The sequence below is a fragment of the Umezawaea tangerina genome (assembly GCF_003002815.1).
Classification (GTDB): domain Bacteria; phylum Actinomycetota; class Actinomycetes; order Mycobacteriales; family Pseudonocardiaceae; genus Umezawaea; species Umezawaea tangerina.
In genome coordinates, this window is sequence record NZ_PVTF01000001.1 from 1,141,747 (window position 1) to 1,155,048 (window position 13,302).

At 70.2% G+C, this 13,302-nt stretch carries 16 protein-coding genes; 11 read left to right on the top strand and 5 right to left on the bottom strand.

Features of this window, described 5'->3' with window-relative positions; translation table 11 throughout:
* Positions 1-144 precede the first annotated feature (144 nt).
* On the top strand, positions 145-606 hold the full coding sequence (locus CLV43_RS05465) for a MarR family winged helix-turn-helix transcriptional regulator (protein ID WP_245886141.1): 462 nt from the start codon (positions 145-147) through the stop codon (positions 604-606).
* Entirely contained in the window at positions 603-1,010 is a 408-nt protein-coding gene (locus CLV43_RS05470) for an NUDIX hydrolase (protein ID WP_106185770.1), read from the top strand. The genes CLV43_RS05465 and CLV43_RS05470 overlap by 4 nt, the downstream gene beginning before the upstream one ends.
* Here CLV43_RS05470 and CLV43_RS05475 read toward each other — a convergent pair.
* Genes CLV43_RS05475 through CLV43_RS05490 form a run of 4 tightly spaced genes read right to left on the bottom strand, consistent with a single transcriptional unit; the run spans position 1,005 to position 4,004 of the window.
* A complete protein-coding gene (locus tag CLV43_RS05475; RefSeq protein WP_106185771.1) occupies positions 1,005-1,523 on the bottom strand; it encodes a DUF1003 domain-containing protein in 519 nt (172 codons plus the stop codon). The two genes, CLV43_RS05470 and CLV43_RS05475, sit on opposite strands and share 6 nt — an antisense overlap.
* Positions 1,516-2,769 carry a magnesium transporter MgtE N-terminal domain-containing protein gene (locus tag CLV43_RS05480; protein ID WP_106185772.1) on the bottom strand — a complete coding sequence of 418 codons (1,254 nt, stop codon included), beginning with the start codon at positions 2,767-2,769 and terminating at the stop codon, positions 1,516-1,518. Before CLV43_RS05480 ends, CLV43_RS05475 begins: the two co-directional genes overlap by 8 nt.
* A 9-nt stretch (positions 2,770-2,778) precedes the next feature.
* Entirely contained in the window at positions 2,779-3,675 is an 897-nt protein-coding gene (locus CLV43_RS05485) for an aminoglycoside phosphotransferase family protein (protein WP_106185773.1), read from the bottom strand.
* On the bottom strand, positions 3,672-4,004 hold the full coding sequence (locus CLV43_RS05490) for a hypothetical protein (RefSeq protein ID WP_245886142.1): 333 nt from the start codon (positions 4,002-4,004) through the stop codon (positions 3,672-3,674). The genes CLV43_RS05485 and CLV43_RS05490 overlap by 4 nt, the downstream gene beginning before the upstream one ends.
* Positions 4,005-4,116: 112 nt before the next feature.
* On the opposite strand from CLV43_RS05490, the gene CLV43_RS05495 reads away from it, so the two are divergent.
* The 8 genes from CLV43_RS05495 to CLV43_RS05525 all read left to right on the top strand — a co-directional run bounded on the left by CLV43_RS05495 (position 4,117) and on the right by CLV43_RS05525 (position 11,880).
* Complete coding sequence (locus tag CLV43_RS05495; protein WP_106185774.1) at positions 4,117-5,076, top strand: HpcH/HpaI aldolase/citrate lyase family protein; 960 nt, start codon at positions 4,117-4,119, stop codon at positions 5,074-5,076.
* Positions 5,077-5,259: 183 nt separating this feature from the next.
* Positions 5,260-5,433 carry a hypothetical protein gene (locus tag CLV43_RS47610; protein ID WP_170155686.1) on the top strand — a complete coding sequence of 58 codons (174 nt, stop codon included), beginning with the start codon at positions 5,260-5,262 and terminating at the stop codon, positions 5,431-5,433.
* A gap of 98 nt (positions 5,434-5,531) precedes the next feature.
* Positions 5,532-6,728 carry an acyl-CoA dehydrogenase family protein gene (locus tag CLV43_RS05500; protein WP_106185775.1) on the top strand — a complete coding sequence of 399 codons (1,197 nt, stop codon included), beginning with the start codon at positions 5,532-5,534 and terminating at the stop codon, positions 6,726-6,728.
* A gap of 141 nt (positions 6,729-6,869) precedes the next feature.
* The gene (locus CLV43_RS05505; RefSeq protein WP_425445724.1) at positions 6,870-7,412 is read left to right on the top strand and encodes a YflT domain-containing protein; all 543 of its coding nucleotides are present in this window, start codon (positions 6,870-6,872) and stop codon (positions 7,410-7,412) included.
* 203 nt (positions 7,413-7,615) lie between these two features.
* The gene (locus CLV43_RS05510) at positions 7,616-8,893 is read left to right on the top strand and encodes an ABC transporter substrate-binding protein (protein ID WP_106185776.1); all 1,278 of its coding nucleotides are present in this window, start codon (positions 7,616-7,618) and stop codon (positions 8,891-8,893) included.
* Complete coding sequence (locus tag CLV43_RS05515; RefSeq protein ID WP_106185777.1) at positions 8,890-9,840, top strand: carbohydrate ABC transporter permease; 951 nt, start codon at positions 8,890-8,892, stop codon at positions 9,838-9,840. The genes CLV43_RS05510 and CLV43_RS05515 overlap by 4 nt, the downstream gene beginning before the upstream one ends.
* Positions 9,840-10,685 carry a carbohydrate ABC transporter permease gene (locus CLV43_RS05520; RefSeq protein WP_106185778.1) on the top strand — a complete coding sequence of 282 codons (846 nt, stop codon included), beginning with the start codon at positions 9,840-9,842 and terminating at the stop codon, positions 10,683-10,685. The genes CLV43_RS05515 and CLV43_RS05520 overlap by 1 nt, the downstream gene beginning before the upstream one ends.
* A gap of 7 nt (positions 10,686-10,692) precedes the next feature.
* On the top strand, positions 10,693-11,880 hold the full coding sequence (locus CLV43_RS05525; protein WP_106185779.1) for an ABC transporter ATP-binding protein: 1,188 nt from the start codon (positions 10,693-10,695) through the stop codon (positions 11,878-11,880).
* Here CLV43_RS05525 and CLV43_RS46990 read toward each other — a convergent pair.
* Positions 11,877-12,122 (bottom strand): hypothetical protein, encoded by a 246-nt coding sequence (locus tag CLV43_RS46990; protein ID WP_146174646.1) that lies wholly within the window; start codon positions 12,120-12,122, stop codon positions 11,877-11,879. The two genes, CLV43_RS05525 and CLV43_RS46990, sit on opposite strands and share 4 nt — an antisense overlap.
* Before the next feature lie 162 nt (positions 12,123-12,284).
* Here CLV43_RS46990 and CLV43_RS05530 point away from each other — a divergent pair, with 162 nt between their 5' ends.
* A complete protein-coding gene (locus CLV43_RS05530) occupies positions 12,285-13,220 on the top strand; it encodes an ArsR/SmtB family transcription factor (protein WP_211304220.1) in 936 nt (311 codons plus the stop codon).
* Positions 13,221-13,302: the final 82 nt, after the last annotated feature.

Consider the following 13,302-nt stretch of genomic DNA (forward strand, 5'->3'; position numbering starts at 1 on the left):
TCGTGGACTGGGAAACGGTATTGCGGGACAACGCCCCGACGGCCATGCTACGGCGGCGGGGGACAGCTCCAAGCTACCGGCCGGTCGGCACCAGCGCGGGGTCACCGACGAGGTGGTCCAGTGCTTTCCGTAACATCCGGCTCCGTGCCGGAATCGGGTAGTGCCCGGTTGCCCAACCACGTCGAGCTCGTGGTGTGGCAATCGTTCCTCCGCGCGCATGCCCGGATCACCCGGACTCTCGAGGCCGAGTTGATCGCCGAGCAGCGCCTCTCACTAGCGGCTTACGACGTGCTCGTCCAGTTGGCCGAAGCGCCGCAGCACCGGTTGCGCATGACGGAGCTGGCCGACGCCGTCCTGCTGTCCCGGTCCGGGGTCACCCGGCTGGTCGACCGGTTGGAGCGCGCGGGCCTGGTCGGGAGGGAGCGGGCGGACGGCGACGGCCGCGGCATCGTCGCGGTGCTCACGCCGGCCGGTGTCGAACGCCTCCGCGTCGCCGCGGGCACGCACCTCGCCGGGGTCGCGCGGCACTTCGCGGAGGGCTTCACCGCGCCCGAGCTGGACGCGTTCGGCGTGACGTGCCAACGACTCGCGGACGAGAACGCGTGACCGCGCCGGTCATCCCCGTCGTCGGCCTGGTGCACGTGCGGGAGCACCGGCTCCTGGTCGTGCGCTCGCACGCCAAGGGCGCGTTCTACTTGCCCGGAGGGAAACTCGAGCCGGGCGAGACCCCGGTGCAGGCGCTGCACCGCGAGGTCATGGAGGAGCTCGGCGTCGGGCTCCGCGACGTCGCGGAGCACAAGCGGTACCTGGAGCCCGCCTACGGCGAGGGCCCGGACACGTTGGTGGACATGGCCTGCTTCACCGGCGACCTGGCGGGCACGCCGTCGCCCAGCGGCGAGATCGCGGAGCTGCGGTTCGTCACGGCCGCCGAGTACGCCGCCCACCCGGAGACCGCCCCCGCGATCCACCGCCTGCTCGCCGACCTGGTCGACGAGCGGCTGGTGTCATGACGGCACGTCGTCCCAGTCCCTGACCATCTCCGCGGTGTTCTTGCGGCGCTTGGGGTTCTCGCGGAACACGCGGTCGAGCTCGCCGCGCAGGAAGTCGCGGGTGGCGACCTCGCCGAGCGCCAACCGCACCGCGGCCAGCTCGCGCGCCAGGAACTCGGTGTCCGCCTTGGTCTGCGCGGCCCGCGCCCGGTCCTCCTCCAGCGACACGCGGTCGCGGTCGTCCTGCCGGTTCTGCGCCAGCAGGATGAGCGGCGCGGCGTAGGCGGCCTGGGTGGAGAACGCCAGGTTGAGCAGGATGAACGGGTACGGGTCCCAGCGCAGCGACACGGCGAACAGGTTCAGCCCGATCCACGCCATCACCAGCACCGACTGCCAGAACAGGAACTTCCCGGTGCCGAGGAACCGGGCGAGCCGTTCGGACACGCGCCCGAAGGCCTCCGGGTCGATGGCCAGCCGCAGCCTGCCGGTCCTCTTGGGCTGGTCGAGTCTGCGGCCTGGTGGCAGCTCAGGCATGGGTCATCCCCGTTTCCCGCCAGTTGTCCGGCAGCAGGTGGTCCAGCACGTCGTCGACGGTCACCGCGCCCAGCAGGTGGTCGGTGTCGTCCACGACCGGTGCGCAGACCAGGTTGTAGGCGGCGAAGTAGCGCGTGACGTCGGCCAGCGGGGCCGTCGGCGACAACCGCGCGAGGTCGGAGTCCAGCAGGCCGGCGACGAGGTCGAACGGCGGTTCGCGCAGCAGCCGCTGGATGTGCACGCAGCCGAGGTAGCGGCCGGTCGGCGTCGCGGTCGGCGCGCGGCAGACGAACACCATGCTGGCCAGCGCGGGCGTCAGGTCCGGGTTGCGCACCCGCGCCAGCGCCTCGGCGACGGTCGCGTCCGGCGCGAGCACCACCGGCTCCGGTGTCATCAGGCCGCCCGCGGTGTCGAAGCTGTAGGCCAGCAACCGCTTCACCGGCGCCGACTCCTCCGGCTCCATCAGCTCCAGCAGCCGGTCCTTGTCGATCTCGGACAGCTCGGCGAGCAGGTCGGCCGCGTCGTCGGGGTCCATCGCCTCCAGGATGTCCGCCGCGCGCTCGTCGTCGAGGTAGGCCAGCAGGTCCTTCTGGTCCTCCTCCGGCAGCTCCTCGATCACGTCCGCGAGCCGCTCGTCGTCCATCGCGTCGGCGACCTCGTAGCGGCGCTTGGGCGGCAGGTCGTGCAGCGCCGTCGCCACGTCCACCGCGCGCATGGTCTCGAAGACGGTCAGCAGCTCCTGCGCGCCCTGCGGCCTGCCGGACAGCTCGGCGTCGCTGAGCCCGCTGATCTCCTCCCACCGCAGCACCTGCACCGGGCCGCGGCGCGACAGCCGCCCGGTGCGCTCGCGCACGGCGACCTTCACCACCCGCCAGTCCTTGGTGCGGGTGGGTTCCATGGCCGCGTCGACGAGCACCGCCGCGCTGCCGGAGTCCAGCCGCACCCGCGCGTCGAGCAGCTGCCCGACGACGAGGACCTCGTTGGCGCGCTGGTGGAACTGCCGCAGGTTCACCGATCCCGTCGCGAGCGTCACGGCGTTCGGCTCGATGGCGTTGACCCGCAGCATGGGCACGAAGATCCGCCGCCGGGTCGCCAGCTCCAGCACCATGCCGAGCACGCGCGGCGGCTGGCGGTCCAGGCGCAGCCCGATGACGATGTCACGGGCCTTGCCGATGGACTCGCCGTCCGGCCCGAACACGGGCAGACCGGCGAGCTGAGCGGCGAAAACCCTGTTCACGGCGACCACGCCGCCAGGTTAGTCGGCGGCGGCACCCGCCGCCGCACCACGCGGTCCGCCGCGGCCCGCGAAGAGCCACCCGGCGACCGTCGAGCTCGCGGTGCCGAAGCCGGGCACGCCCGCGCGCCGCGCCCAGAACGCGGCTTCCACCGCGCGCGCCAGCGCCCAGCCGCGCGCCTTGTCCGCGTCCAACCCGGCGACGTCGACCAGGGCGTCGAACCGGCGCCACATGTCCGCGGGCCCGGCCAGCTCGTCGAACCTGTTCCACAGCAAGGGGATCAGGCAGAACTCGGGGTCGCCCGCGCTCGGCTTCGGGTCGATCATCAGCCACGGTGCCCGTTCGCCGGCCAGCACGTTGTCGTAGTGCAGGTCGCCGTTGACGAGGGTGTCGCCGACGTCCGCCGCCAGGTCGCGGGCGATCGCGACGGCCGCGTCCAGCAGGGGCACGGGCACGGTGCCGCTCACGGCCTTGGCCGCGAGGTCGCCGACGCCCGCCCGGTGGACCTCGGGCGGTGCCGGGACGCGGAGGTCGCGCAGCAGCCCGCCGACCACGTCCAGCGCGACCCCGATCGGGGCGTCGGTCAGGGACCTGGTGTGGTCGAGGCGTTCCAGCAGCAGGGCGCCGCGCTCGTCGTCGTGGTCGAGCAGCCGCACGACACCGCGGCCGTCCCACAGCCGCAGCGCCAGCGCCTCGTGCTCGGTCTCCACGTCCCGCCAGGTCAGCTTGAGCACGGCCCGTGTGCCGTCCGCGCGCCGCACCGGGAGCACGACCGCCACGAACCCGTGCAGCACCCCGCCGTCGGGCACCAGGTCCCAGCGCACGCAGAGCTCCTCGGCGAGGGCGGGCAGCGTCGCCACCCACGCGGGAGCACCGTCGCCCAGCCCGGCGCCGAAGCCCGGCGGGACGGTGATCACACCAGGTCCAGCCGGTACACCTCGGTCCACTCCGCCGGTCCGTTCAGGTGCGCGGCCCGCAGCGCGGCCACCGTCTCCTCGTCCGGTTCGACGAGCCTGGCCACGGCCGGGGTGTCCAGCAGGTGCGAGTGCGTCGTCGGCGAGCGCAGCGTCACCACGACCTCGGCGCCGTCGACCATGCCCGGCACCTCCTGGTCGCCGCCGACCGCGACCCACACCGCCCCGTCGCGCCACAGCGCCCACACCAACCGGCCGCGGCGCCGGGGCACCGAAACCCACACCGCGGCCGCCTTGCGCAGTGCCGCGTCGATTGCCTGTGCGATCTCCACCGGTCAAGGGTCGCACGGACCTGTGAATCGGGACTCAGTGGTGAGCGCGTGAACTTCGCGCGTGCCACGGTGGGCCGGACAAGTGCTACCGGCTGGTACGAGGAGGTACCCAGTGGTCGACCAGCAGCGCCCCCGACGTTCCTGCCTTGCGGTTCCGGGGTCGAGCCAGAAGATGATCGACAAGGCGCGCACGCTGCCCGCGGACCAGGTGTTCCTGGACCTGGAGGACGCCTGCGCCCCGCTGGCCAAGCCGGACGCCCGCAAGACCATCGTCGCCTCGCTCAACGAGGGCGGCTGGGGGGAGCGGGTCCGCGTCGTGCGGGTCAACGACTGGACCACCGAGTGGACCTACCGCGACGTGACCGAGGTCGTCGAAGGCGCCGGCGCCAATCTCGACTGCATCATGCTGCCCAAGGTGCAGACCGCCGAGCAGGTCCACGCGCTCGACCTGCTGCTGACGCAGATCGAGAAGACCATGGGGTACGAGGTCGGCCGGATCGGCATCGAGGCGCAGATCGAGAACGCGCTCGGGCTGGTGAACGTGAACGCCATCGCCACCGCCTCCCCGCGCGTCGAGACGATCATCTTCGGGCCCGCGGACTTCATGGCGAGCATCAACATGAAGTCGCTGGTGGTGGGGGAGCAGCCGCCCGGCTACGACGTCGGCGACGCCTACCACTACATCCTCATGCAGATCCTGATGGCCGCCCGCGCCAACGACCTGCTGGCCATCGACGGGCCGTACCTCCAGATCCGCGACGTCGACGGGTTCAAGCGGGTCGCCGGCCGCTCGGCCGCCCTCGGCTTCGACGGCAAGTGGGTCCTGCACCCCGGCCAGATCGACGCCGCCAACGAGACCTACAGCCCGCTGCAGGAGGACTACGAGCACGCCGAGAACATCCTCGACGCGTACGAGTACTACACCTCAGAGGCGGGCGGCCGCCGCGGCGCCGTGATGCTCGGCGACGAGATGATCGACGAGGCGTCCCGCAAGATGGCCCTCGTCATCTCCGCCAAGGGCCGCGCCGCGGGCATGACCCGCACCTCCCCGTGGAGCCCGCCGGAGGCGTGAGGCTCCCCGTTCCGGGTCCGGCGCACGGGCCCGGAACGGGTGTTAACACGTGTGGCGCGGGTCATCGTGGTCGCTACGCGCAGGCACGGATGTGTCACGGGTTGCGTGCGGGGGCGGTGAGGATGCTCACGAACCGGGCCGTGGATTGGCGATCTCGGGGTGGGTGCTGCGCATGCTGCCGGTATGTCACGAGCACGTCACGCCCAAGCCCGGCAGGGGCTGCGCCTGTTCCGCAGGCGGAAGGACGACCTGTTGGAGCGCAGCATCCGCAGCTGTCCCGGTTGCGACGCCGAGGTCCACGTCTTCGCCGACGTGTGCCGCCACTGCGGGGGCGAGTTGAAGATCTTCGCCGCCTGATCGGTTCAGGGGCGTGGTGTGAGCCACCTTCGCGGCGCGAACGAGCGTTAACCGGGCCATACTCGCCGGTAACCTCAAGGCTACGAAGGGGAAGTGCGATGGCGCGCCTGGCACAGACCGCTGGTCTCACCGAGATCCAGGAGGAGATCCTGTCGACGGTGCGCACCTTCGTCGACAAGGAGATCATCCCGCACGCCCAGGCCCTGGAGCACGGCGACACCTACCCGGCGGACATCGTCGAGGGCATGAAGGAGATGGGGCTCTTCGGGCTCACGATCCCCGAGGAGTTCGGCGGGCTCGGCGAGTCGCTGCTGACCTACGCGCTCGTGGTGGAGCAGATCGCCCGCGGGTGGATGAGCGTGTCCGGTGTGATCAACACGCACTTCATCGTGGCGCACATGCTCAAGCAGCACGGCACCGACGAGCAGAAGGCCCGGTACCTGCCGCGGATGGCGGCGGGCGAGGTGCGCGGGTCGTTCTCGATGTCCGAGCCGGAGCTCGGGTCGGACGTGGCGGCGATCCGGACGAAGGCCGTCCGCGACGGCGACGACTTCGTGGTCGACGGGCAGAAGATGTGGCTGACCAACGGTGGCAGCTCGAACCTGACCGCCGTGCTGGTGAAGACCGACGAGGGCGCCGAGAAGGCGCACAGGAACCTGACCGCGTTCCTCGTGGAGAAGCCCGAGGGCTACGGCGAGGTCGCGCCGGGGCTGACCATCCCCGGCAAGATCGACAAGATGGGCTACAAGGGCGTCGACACCACCGAGATGGTGTTCGACGGCTTCCGGATCGGCGCCGGGCAGGTGCTCGGCGGGCGGACGGGGCAGGGCTTCGGCCAGATGATGGACGGCGTCGAGGTCGGCCGGGTCAACGTGGCGGCGCGCGCGTGCGGCATCGCGATCCGGGCGTTCGAGCTGGCGATCGAGTACGCGCAGCAGCGCAGGACGTTCGGCAAGCCGATCGTCGAGCACCAGGCGATCGCGTTCAAGCTCGCCGAGATGGCGACCAAGGTCGAGGCCGCGCACCTGATGATGGTCAACGCCGCCCGGCTCAAGGACTCCGGCGCGCGCAACGACGTCGAGGCGGGCATGGCCAAGCTGATCGCGTCGGAGTTCTGCGCGGAGGTCACCCAGGAGGCGTTCCGCATCCACGGCGGCTACGGGTACTCGAAGGAGTACGAGATCGAGCGGCTCATGCGCGAGGCGCCGTTCCTGCTGATCGGCGAGGGCACGAGCGAGATCCAGAAGACGATCATCAGCCGCGGTCTGCTGCGCGACTACCGCACCCGCGGCTGACCGGGGGACGGCCGCCGGAGTCGATCATCCCGAAGTCACCGACCGAAGTCATCCGGGGCGCCTCGCGGGGCTGATCGGGTGGACCCGTTTCGCGTGGTTTGACCCCTGTTGGCAGGATGGTGTGATCAGCACCGCGAAGAGGTGGTCACCGTGACGAGTCAGTTCTCCGGTCAGAACCGGCCAGGGGTCCCGCCCCGGTTGCCCACGCCGCCCACCGGCTGGCCGATCGGTTCCTACGGCACCTACGAGGAGGCGCAGCGCGCGGTCGACTTCCTGGCCGACTCCGACTTCACCGTCCAGGACGTCACGATCGTGGGCGTCGACCTCATGCTCGTCGAACGGGTGACGGGTCGCCTCACGTGGGGGCGCGTCCTCGGGACGGGCGCCGCGTCGGGCGCCTGGTTCGGCCTGTTCGTCGGCGTCCTGCTCAGCCTGTTCAACAGCTCCGCCGGCGCGAGCGCCGGACCGATCCTGGTCGGGCTGACCATAGGTGTGGTCTTCGGGCTCGTGTTCGCCGCCGTCGGCTACGGCTCCGCGCGCGGCAAGCGCGACTTCCAGTCGGCGAGCCAGCTCGTCGCGGGGCGCTACGACGTCCTGTGCCAGCCGCGGTCCGCTGAGCTGGGCCGGGACCTCCTGGCGAAGCTCGCCATGCGTCCGGTGGGCCCGAAAGACTCGAAAGATTAGGGGTTTAGCGGCACCCGCGACCGGGTAGCGGCGGGCCGCAGCCCAATCGTTGCGTCTATTGGTTGCGGCACCTGATCACCAGGCCTAGGTTTCTCCCACCGGTTCACGGTCTGCGTCAGCAGCCGGTGCCGGGCAGGCACGACGGGGTGCCGGACCACTGCGCGTCTGGCTCCTCCGTGGTTTGTCGGAAGGAGGCAAGGCCGATGAAGGACGTCGACCGGTCAGGTCGTAGCCGAAAACCACGTCATCGGATCGCCGCGGCTCTGGGGGCCGCGATCGTCGCGGCCCCGGTGCTGGTGGCGTGCGGGTCCAGCGATGGCGGAATCACCATCAACGTCTACAAGTACCCGCAGGAGAGCTTTCAGAAGATCGTCGACCAGTGCAACTCGAAGTCCGGCGGTCGCTACGACATCGTCTACCACAAGCTGCCGCGCGAGGCCGACGGCCAGCGTGAGCAGATGGTCAGGCGGCTGGCCGCCGAGGACACCAGCATGGACGTGCTGGGGCTCGACGTCACGTGGACGGCGGAGCTCGCGAAAGCGGGCTGGATCAAGGAGTTCACGGGTTCCGCGAAGTCCGAGGTGGAGAAGGGGACCCTCAAGACCCCGTTGGACACCGCGAGCTACGAGGGCAAGCTCTACGGCGCGCCGGACAACACCAACGTCCAGCTCCTCTGGTACCGGGGCGACCTCGTCCCGAGTCCGCCGACGACCTGGGACGAGATGATCCAGATGGCGGAGGACCTCAAGTCCCAGGGCAAGCCGGGGCTCATCGAGGGCCAGGGCAAGCAGTACGAGGGCCTGGTCGTCCTCTACAACACCCTGGTCAACTCCGCCGGGGGCAAGATCCTCGACGAGAACGGCACCCAGGCCGTCGTGGACGACGGCGCCGTGAAGGCGTTGGAGACGCTGAAGAAGTTCGCCACCTCGGACGTGGTCGACCCGTCCTTCTCCAACGCGGCCGAGGACGACGCGCGGCTGGCCATGGAGGCGGGCAAGGCGGCCTTCATGCTCAACTGGCCCTACGTCTACGCCGCGGGCGCGAAGAACGCCGACTACATCAAGAACCTGAAGTGGGCGCCCTACCCGTCGGTCGGCGGCGGCGACTCCAAGGTCACCGTAGGCGGCATCAACTACGCGGTGAGCAGCTACACGACGCACCCGGACGAGTCGTTCGACGCGGTGTTGTGCTTGCGCAGCGCGGAAAGCCAGAAGTACGCGGCCATCAACGACGGCGTCCCGCCGACCATCGAGTCGGTCTACGACGACCCGGACATGGCCAAGCCGTACCCGATGAAGGACGCCATCCTGGAGACGCTGAAGACCGCGAGCGTGCGCCCGCGGACCCCGGCCTACCAGAACGTCTCGACGGTCATCTCGACCATCCTCTCGCCGCCCGCGAGCATCGACCCGCAGGCCACGGCGAAGCGACTGAAGTCCGAACTCCAGGACGCGCTCGACTCCAAGGGGGTGCTGCCGTGAGCCAGACGACCACTGAGCGGTCCGGCGGGGCGGTGAAAGCCGCCGAGCCGAAGAAGAAGGTCGCGCTGAGCGAGGGCAAGAAGGCCGAGCGCAGGCTCGGCTGGCTGCTCTGCGCGCCCGCCGCGATCATCATGCTCGCCGTCACGGCGTGGCCGATCATCTACTCCGTCTACCTGTCGTTGCAGCGCTACGACCTGAAGTTCCCCGACCGGCAGGAGTTCGTCGGGCTCGACAACTACGCCACGGTCCTGTCCAGCCCCTACTGGTGGAACGCCGTGTGGGTGACGACCGTGATGACGGTCGTGTCCGTCGTGATCGAGCTGGTGCTCGGCATGGCGCTCGCGCTGATCATGCACCGCACGCTGGTCGGCCGCGGCATCGTCCGCACGTCGACGCTGATCCCGTACGGCATCGTGACCGTCGTGGCCGCGTTCTCGTGGCGCTACGCGTGGACGCCGGGCACCGGCTACCTCGCGGAGCTCATGGGCGGCGACCCCGTGCTGACCGAGAAGATCCCGGCGCTGGCCGTGGTCATCCTGGCCGAGGTGTGGAAGACGACGCCGTTCATGGCGCTGCTGCTGATGGCGGGTCTGGCGCTCGTGCCGGACGACCTGCTCAAGGCCGCCGCGCTGGACGGCGCGAGCGGCTGGCAGCGGTTCACCAAGGTGATCCTGCCGCTGATGAAGCCCGCGATCCTCGTCGCGCTGCTGTTCCGCACGCTCGACGCGTTCCGCATCTTCGACAACCTGTTCGTGCTGACCGGCGGCTCCCAGGGGACGTCGTCGGTGTCGATGCTGACCTACAACAACCTCATCAAGGGGTTGAACCTCGGCATCGGGTCGACCATGTCGGTGCTCATCTTCATCGCCGTGGCGATCATCGCGTTCGTCTTCATCAAGCTGTTCGGCACGGCTGCCCCTGGTAGCGACGACGGGGGGAAGCGCTGATGGCGGGCATCGGTGGAGCCGAGACGACGGCCAAGAAGACCCGCTGGGGCATCCTGAACGCGGTGGTGGTGATCTACGCGCTGTTCCCGGTGCTGTGGATCGTGTCCCTGTCGTTCAAGTCCAAGGACACCCTGGCGGACGGCAACTTCATCCCCAGGTCGTGGACGTTCGACAACTACTCGGAGATCTTCAAGACCACGGAGTTCGTGCGGGCGCTGGCGAACTCGATCGGCATCGCGCTGATCGCCACCGCCGTGGCGGTCGTGTTCGGCACGATGGCGGCCTACGCCATCGCCCGGCTCGACTTCCCCGGCAAGTCGCTGCTGGTCGGCGTCTCCCTGCTGATCGCGATGTTCCCGCAGGTGTCGCTGGTGTCCCCGCTGTTCGAGATCGAGCGCTCGCTCGGCCTCTTCGACACGTGGCCCGGCCTGATCCTGCCCTACATCACGTTCGCGCTGCCGTTGGCGATCTACACGCTGTCGGCGTTCTTCCGGGAGATCCCGTGGGAGCTGGAGAAGGCGGCCAAGATGGACGGCGCCACGCCGGGCCAGGCCTTCCGCAGGGTCATCGCCCCGCTGGCGGCCCCCGGTGTGTTCACCACCGCGATCCTGGTGTTCATCTTCTGCTGGAACGACTTCCTGTTCGCGATCTCGCTGACCTCGACCGAGCGGTCGAGGACGGTGCCGGTCGCGCTGTCGTTCTTCACGGGCAGCTCGCAGTTCGAGGACCCGACCGGGTCGATCGCCGCGGCCGCCGTGGTGATCACGATCCCGATCATCCTGTTCGTGTTGTTCTTCCAGCGCCGAATCGTCGCGGGGCTGACCTCCGGCGCCGTCAAGGGGTGAGTTGCACATGGCCGAAATCGTTCTGGACAAGGTGACCAAGAAGTACCCGGACGGCGCCTTGGCCGTCCAGGAAGTGGACATCGAGATCGCCGACGGCGAGTTCATCATCCTCGTCGGCCCGTCCGGCTGCGGGAAGTCCACCACCCTCAACATGATCGCCGGGCTGGAGGACATCACCACCGGCGAGCTGCGCATCGGCGGCGAGCGCGTCAACGAGCGCGCGCCGAAGGACCGGGACATCGCGATGGTGTTCCAGTCCTACGCCCTGTACCCGCACATGACCGTGCGGGAGAACATGGCGTTCCCGCTGCGCTTGGCGAAGGTGGACAACGCGACCGTCGAGAAGAAGGTCAACGACGCCGCGGACATCCTCGACCTCGGTCAGCACCTCGACCGCAAGCCGTCCAACCTCTCGGGCGGCCAGCGGCAGCGCGTCGCGATGGGGCGCGCGATCGTGCGCAGCCCCAAGGCGTTCCTCATGGACGAGCCGCTGTCCAACCTGGACGCGAAGCTGCGCGTCCAGATGCGGACCTCGGTGTCGCGGCTGCAGAAGCAGCTCGGCACGACCATGGTCTACGTGACGCACGACCAGACCGAGGCGATGACCCTGGGCGACCGCGTGGTCGTGATGAGGGGCGGTGCCGTGCAGCAGATCGGCGCCCCGCAGTACCTCTACGACCACCCTGCCAACCTGTTCGTCGCGGGCTTCATCGGCTCCCCGTCGATGAACTTCGTGCCCGCAGGCCTGGAGAACGGCCTCCTGCGGTCCCCGTTGGGCGACATCCAGCTCACCGACCGGATCCGCAGGCTCGTCGAGGCCGCGGACGCGCCCAGCGAGGTGATCGTGGGCATCCGCCCCGAGCACTTCGAGGACTCCAGCCTCGTCGAGGAGCACCAGCGCGGCGGCGGGCACACGTTCACCAGCAACGTGGACGTCCTGGAGTCCATGGGCTCCGACAAGTTCGCCTACTTCACGCTGTCCGGTGAGCAGGCGACGTCCGCGGAGCTGGCCGAGCTGGCCGCCGACTCCGGCACGGCCGAGGCCTCCGGTGGCGGCGGCGTCTCCCTGGTCACCCGCATCGACGCGGCCTCCACGGCCAAGGAGGGCGAGCAGGCCGAGATCTGGTTCAACGCCGACAAGGTGCAGCTGTTCGACCCGCAGAGCGGCCGCAACCTCACCTACACCGAGGACTAGCGGCGACAGCGACGAGGGCCGCCCCGGTGTCCACCGGGGCGGCCCTCGCGCTGTCCCGGTGTCCCGAACGCGTACTCGCCGGGCGCACCGCCTCGTGGGCGAACCCGGCCGCCGCCGTGCACCGCGACGTCGTGCTCGCGGACCTGCTCCTCGTTCGGCTCGCCGGCCGCGGCGGCCCCTCCGCACGCCGCGGCCGGCGATCCCACCACCACGGCCGCGGTCGTCCCCCCGGTCTTCCGCATGTCGCCCCCTGTGGCCGGTCAAGGGTGACCCGCGCACCACCGGTCGGGCCAGGACTTTCGGTTCTGGCCGAAACGGCTGCGCGGACGGGGGGTTTGGGGTATTCCTGGTACTGGGACTTGGGGAGGTCCCAGGGGGTGGCGGTGCTGCGGATTCACTTCGGTGTGGACGATCTGGCGCGCGTGCGGATCGCGGACGAACCAGATCCGATGTGGGAGATCCTGCTGAGCCTGCACGTGCTGCGCTACCGCGAAGTGGCGGAACCGCTGGCGCGCTGGCGAAGACGGGTGGCGCCCGTGCTGCCGGGGGTGGTCCGCTCCCTGCTCGCCCTCGCGCCGCCGATCGGCTACTCGCCGGACTTCCTCACGCCCTCGTCCCGCAGTCTGGAGGAGGGCGTCGAGGCCGTCCTGCGCACGCCGAAGCGGTTCCTGCGCGCGGACCTCGAACTGCTCGCCGCGCCCCCGACGTGGGCCCGGCCGCTGGCCGACGGCGAGCCCGGTCCGCTGCGGGCGCTGGGTGCCGCGCTGGCGGAGTACCACCGGAGGGTGCTGGAGCCGCACTGGACGCACATCAGGTCCGCGGTGGAGGCCGACCGGCTGGGGCGGGTCCGCGGGCTGCTCAGCGGCGGCTACGAGGAGCTGCTGCGCGACCTGCACCCGACGCTGCGGTGGGAGGCGCCGACGTTGCAGGTGCACTACCGGTTCGGCGAGCGCGACCTGCACCTCGGCGGGCGCGGGCTGCGCCTGGTGCCGTCGTACTTCTGCGTCGACCGGCCGATCATGCTGCGCGACCACGAGCGCCAGCCGGTGCTGGTGTACCCGGTCAACCGGCGGACCACCGACCGGCGGCACTCCGGCAAGCTGAGCGCGCTGCTCGGCCAGACCCGCGCGGCCGCGCTGGAGGCGATCGGCGGCGGCTGCACCACCGGCGAGCTGGCCCGCAGGCTGGGCGTCTCGCCCGCCTCCGCCAGCGTGCACGCGACCGTCCTGCGCGAAGCCGGGCTGACCACGAGCCGCAGGCACCGCAACACTGTTATGCACACCGTCAGCCCTTTGGGTGTCGATCTGCTGAACCCGGTGTCACTATCAGTTACTGACTAGCCCGGAGCATTAGCCCGGACGAACTTCGTACGGCCATTCAGCGCAGCTCGACGACATCTCATCGAAACGACGCCGGGGCACC

Excerpts from the sequence above, each read along its gene's own strand:
- CLV43_RS05475 (WP_106185771.1), bottom strand. The coding sequence starts at position 1,523 with ATGCCTGAGCTGCCACCAGGCCGCAGACTCGACCAGCCCAAGAGGACC.
- CLV43_RS46990 (WP_146174646.1), bottom strand. The coding sequence starts at position 12,122 with ATGCGGAAGACCGGGGGGACGACCGCGGCCGTGGTGGTGGGATCGCCG.
- CLV43_RS05500 (WP_106185775.1), top strand. The coding sequence starts at position 5,532 with ATGGCGCGCCTGGCACAGACCGCTGGTCTCACCGAGATCCAGGAGGAG.
- CLV43_RS47610 (WP_170155686.1), top strand. The coding sequence starts at position 5,260 with ATGTCACGAGCACGTCACGCCCAAGCCCGGCAGGGGCTGCGCCTGTTC.
- CLV43_RS05520 (WP_106185778.1), top strand. The coding sequence starts at position 9,840 with ATGGCGGGCATCGGTGGAGCCGAGACGACGGCCAAGAAGACCCGCTGG.
- CLV43_RS05510 (WP_106185776.1), top strand. The coding sequence starts at position 7,616 with ATGAAGGACGTCGACCGGTCAGGTCGTAGCCGAAAACCACGTCATCGG.
- CLV43_RS05525 (WP_106185779.1), top strand. The coding sequence starts at position 10,693 with ATGGCCGAAATCGTTCTGGACAAGGTGACCAAGAAGTACCCGGACGGC.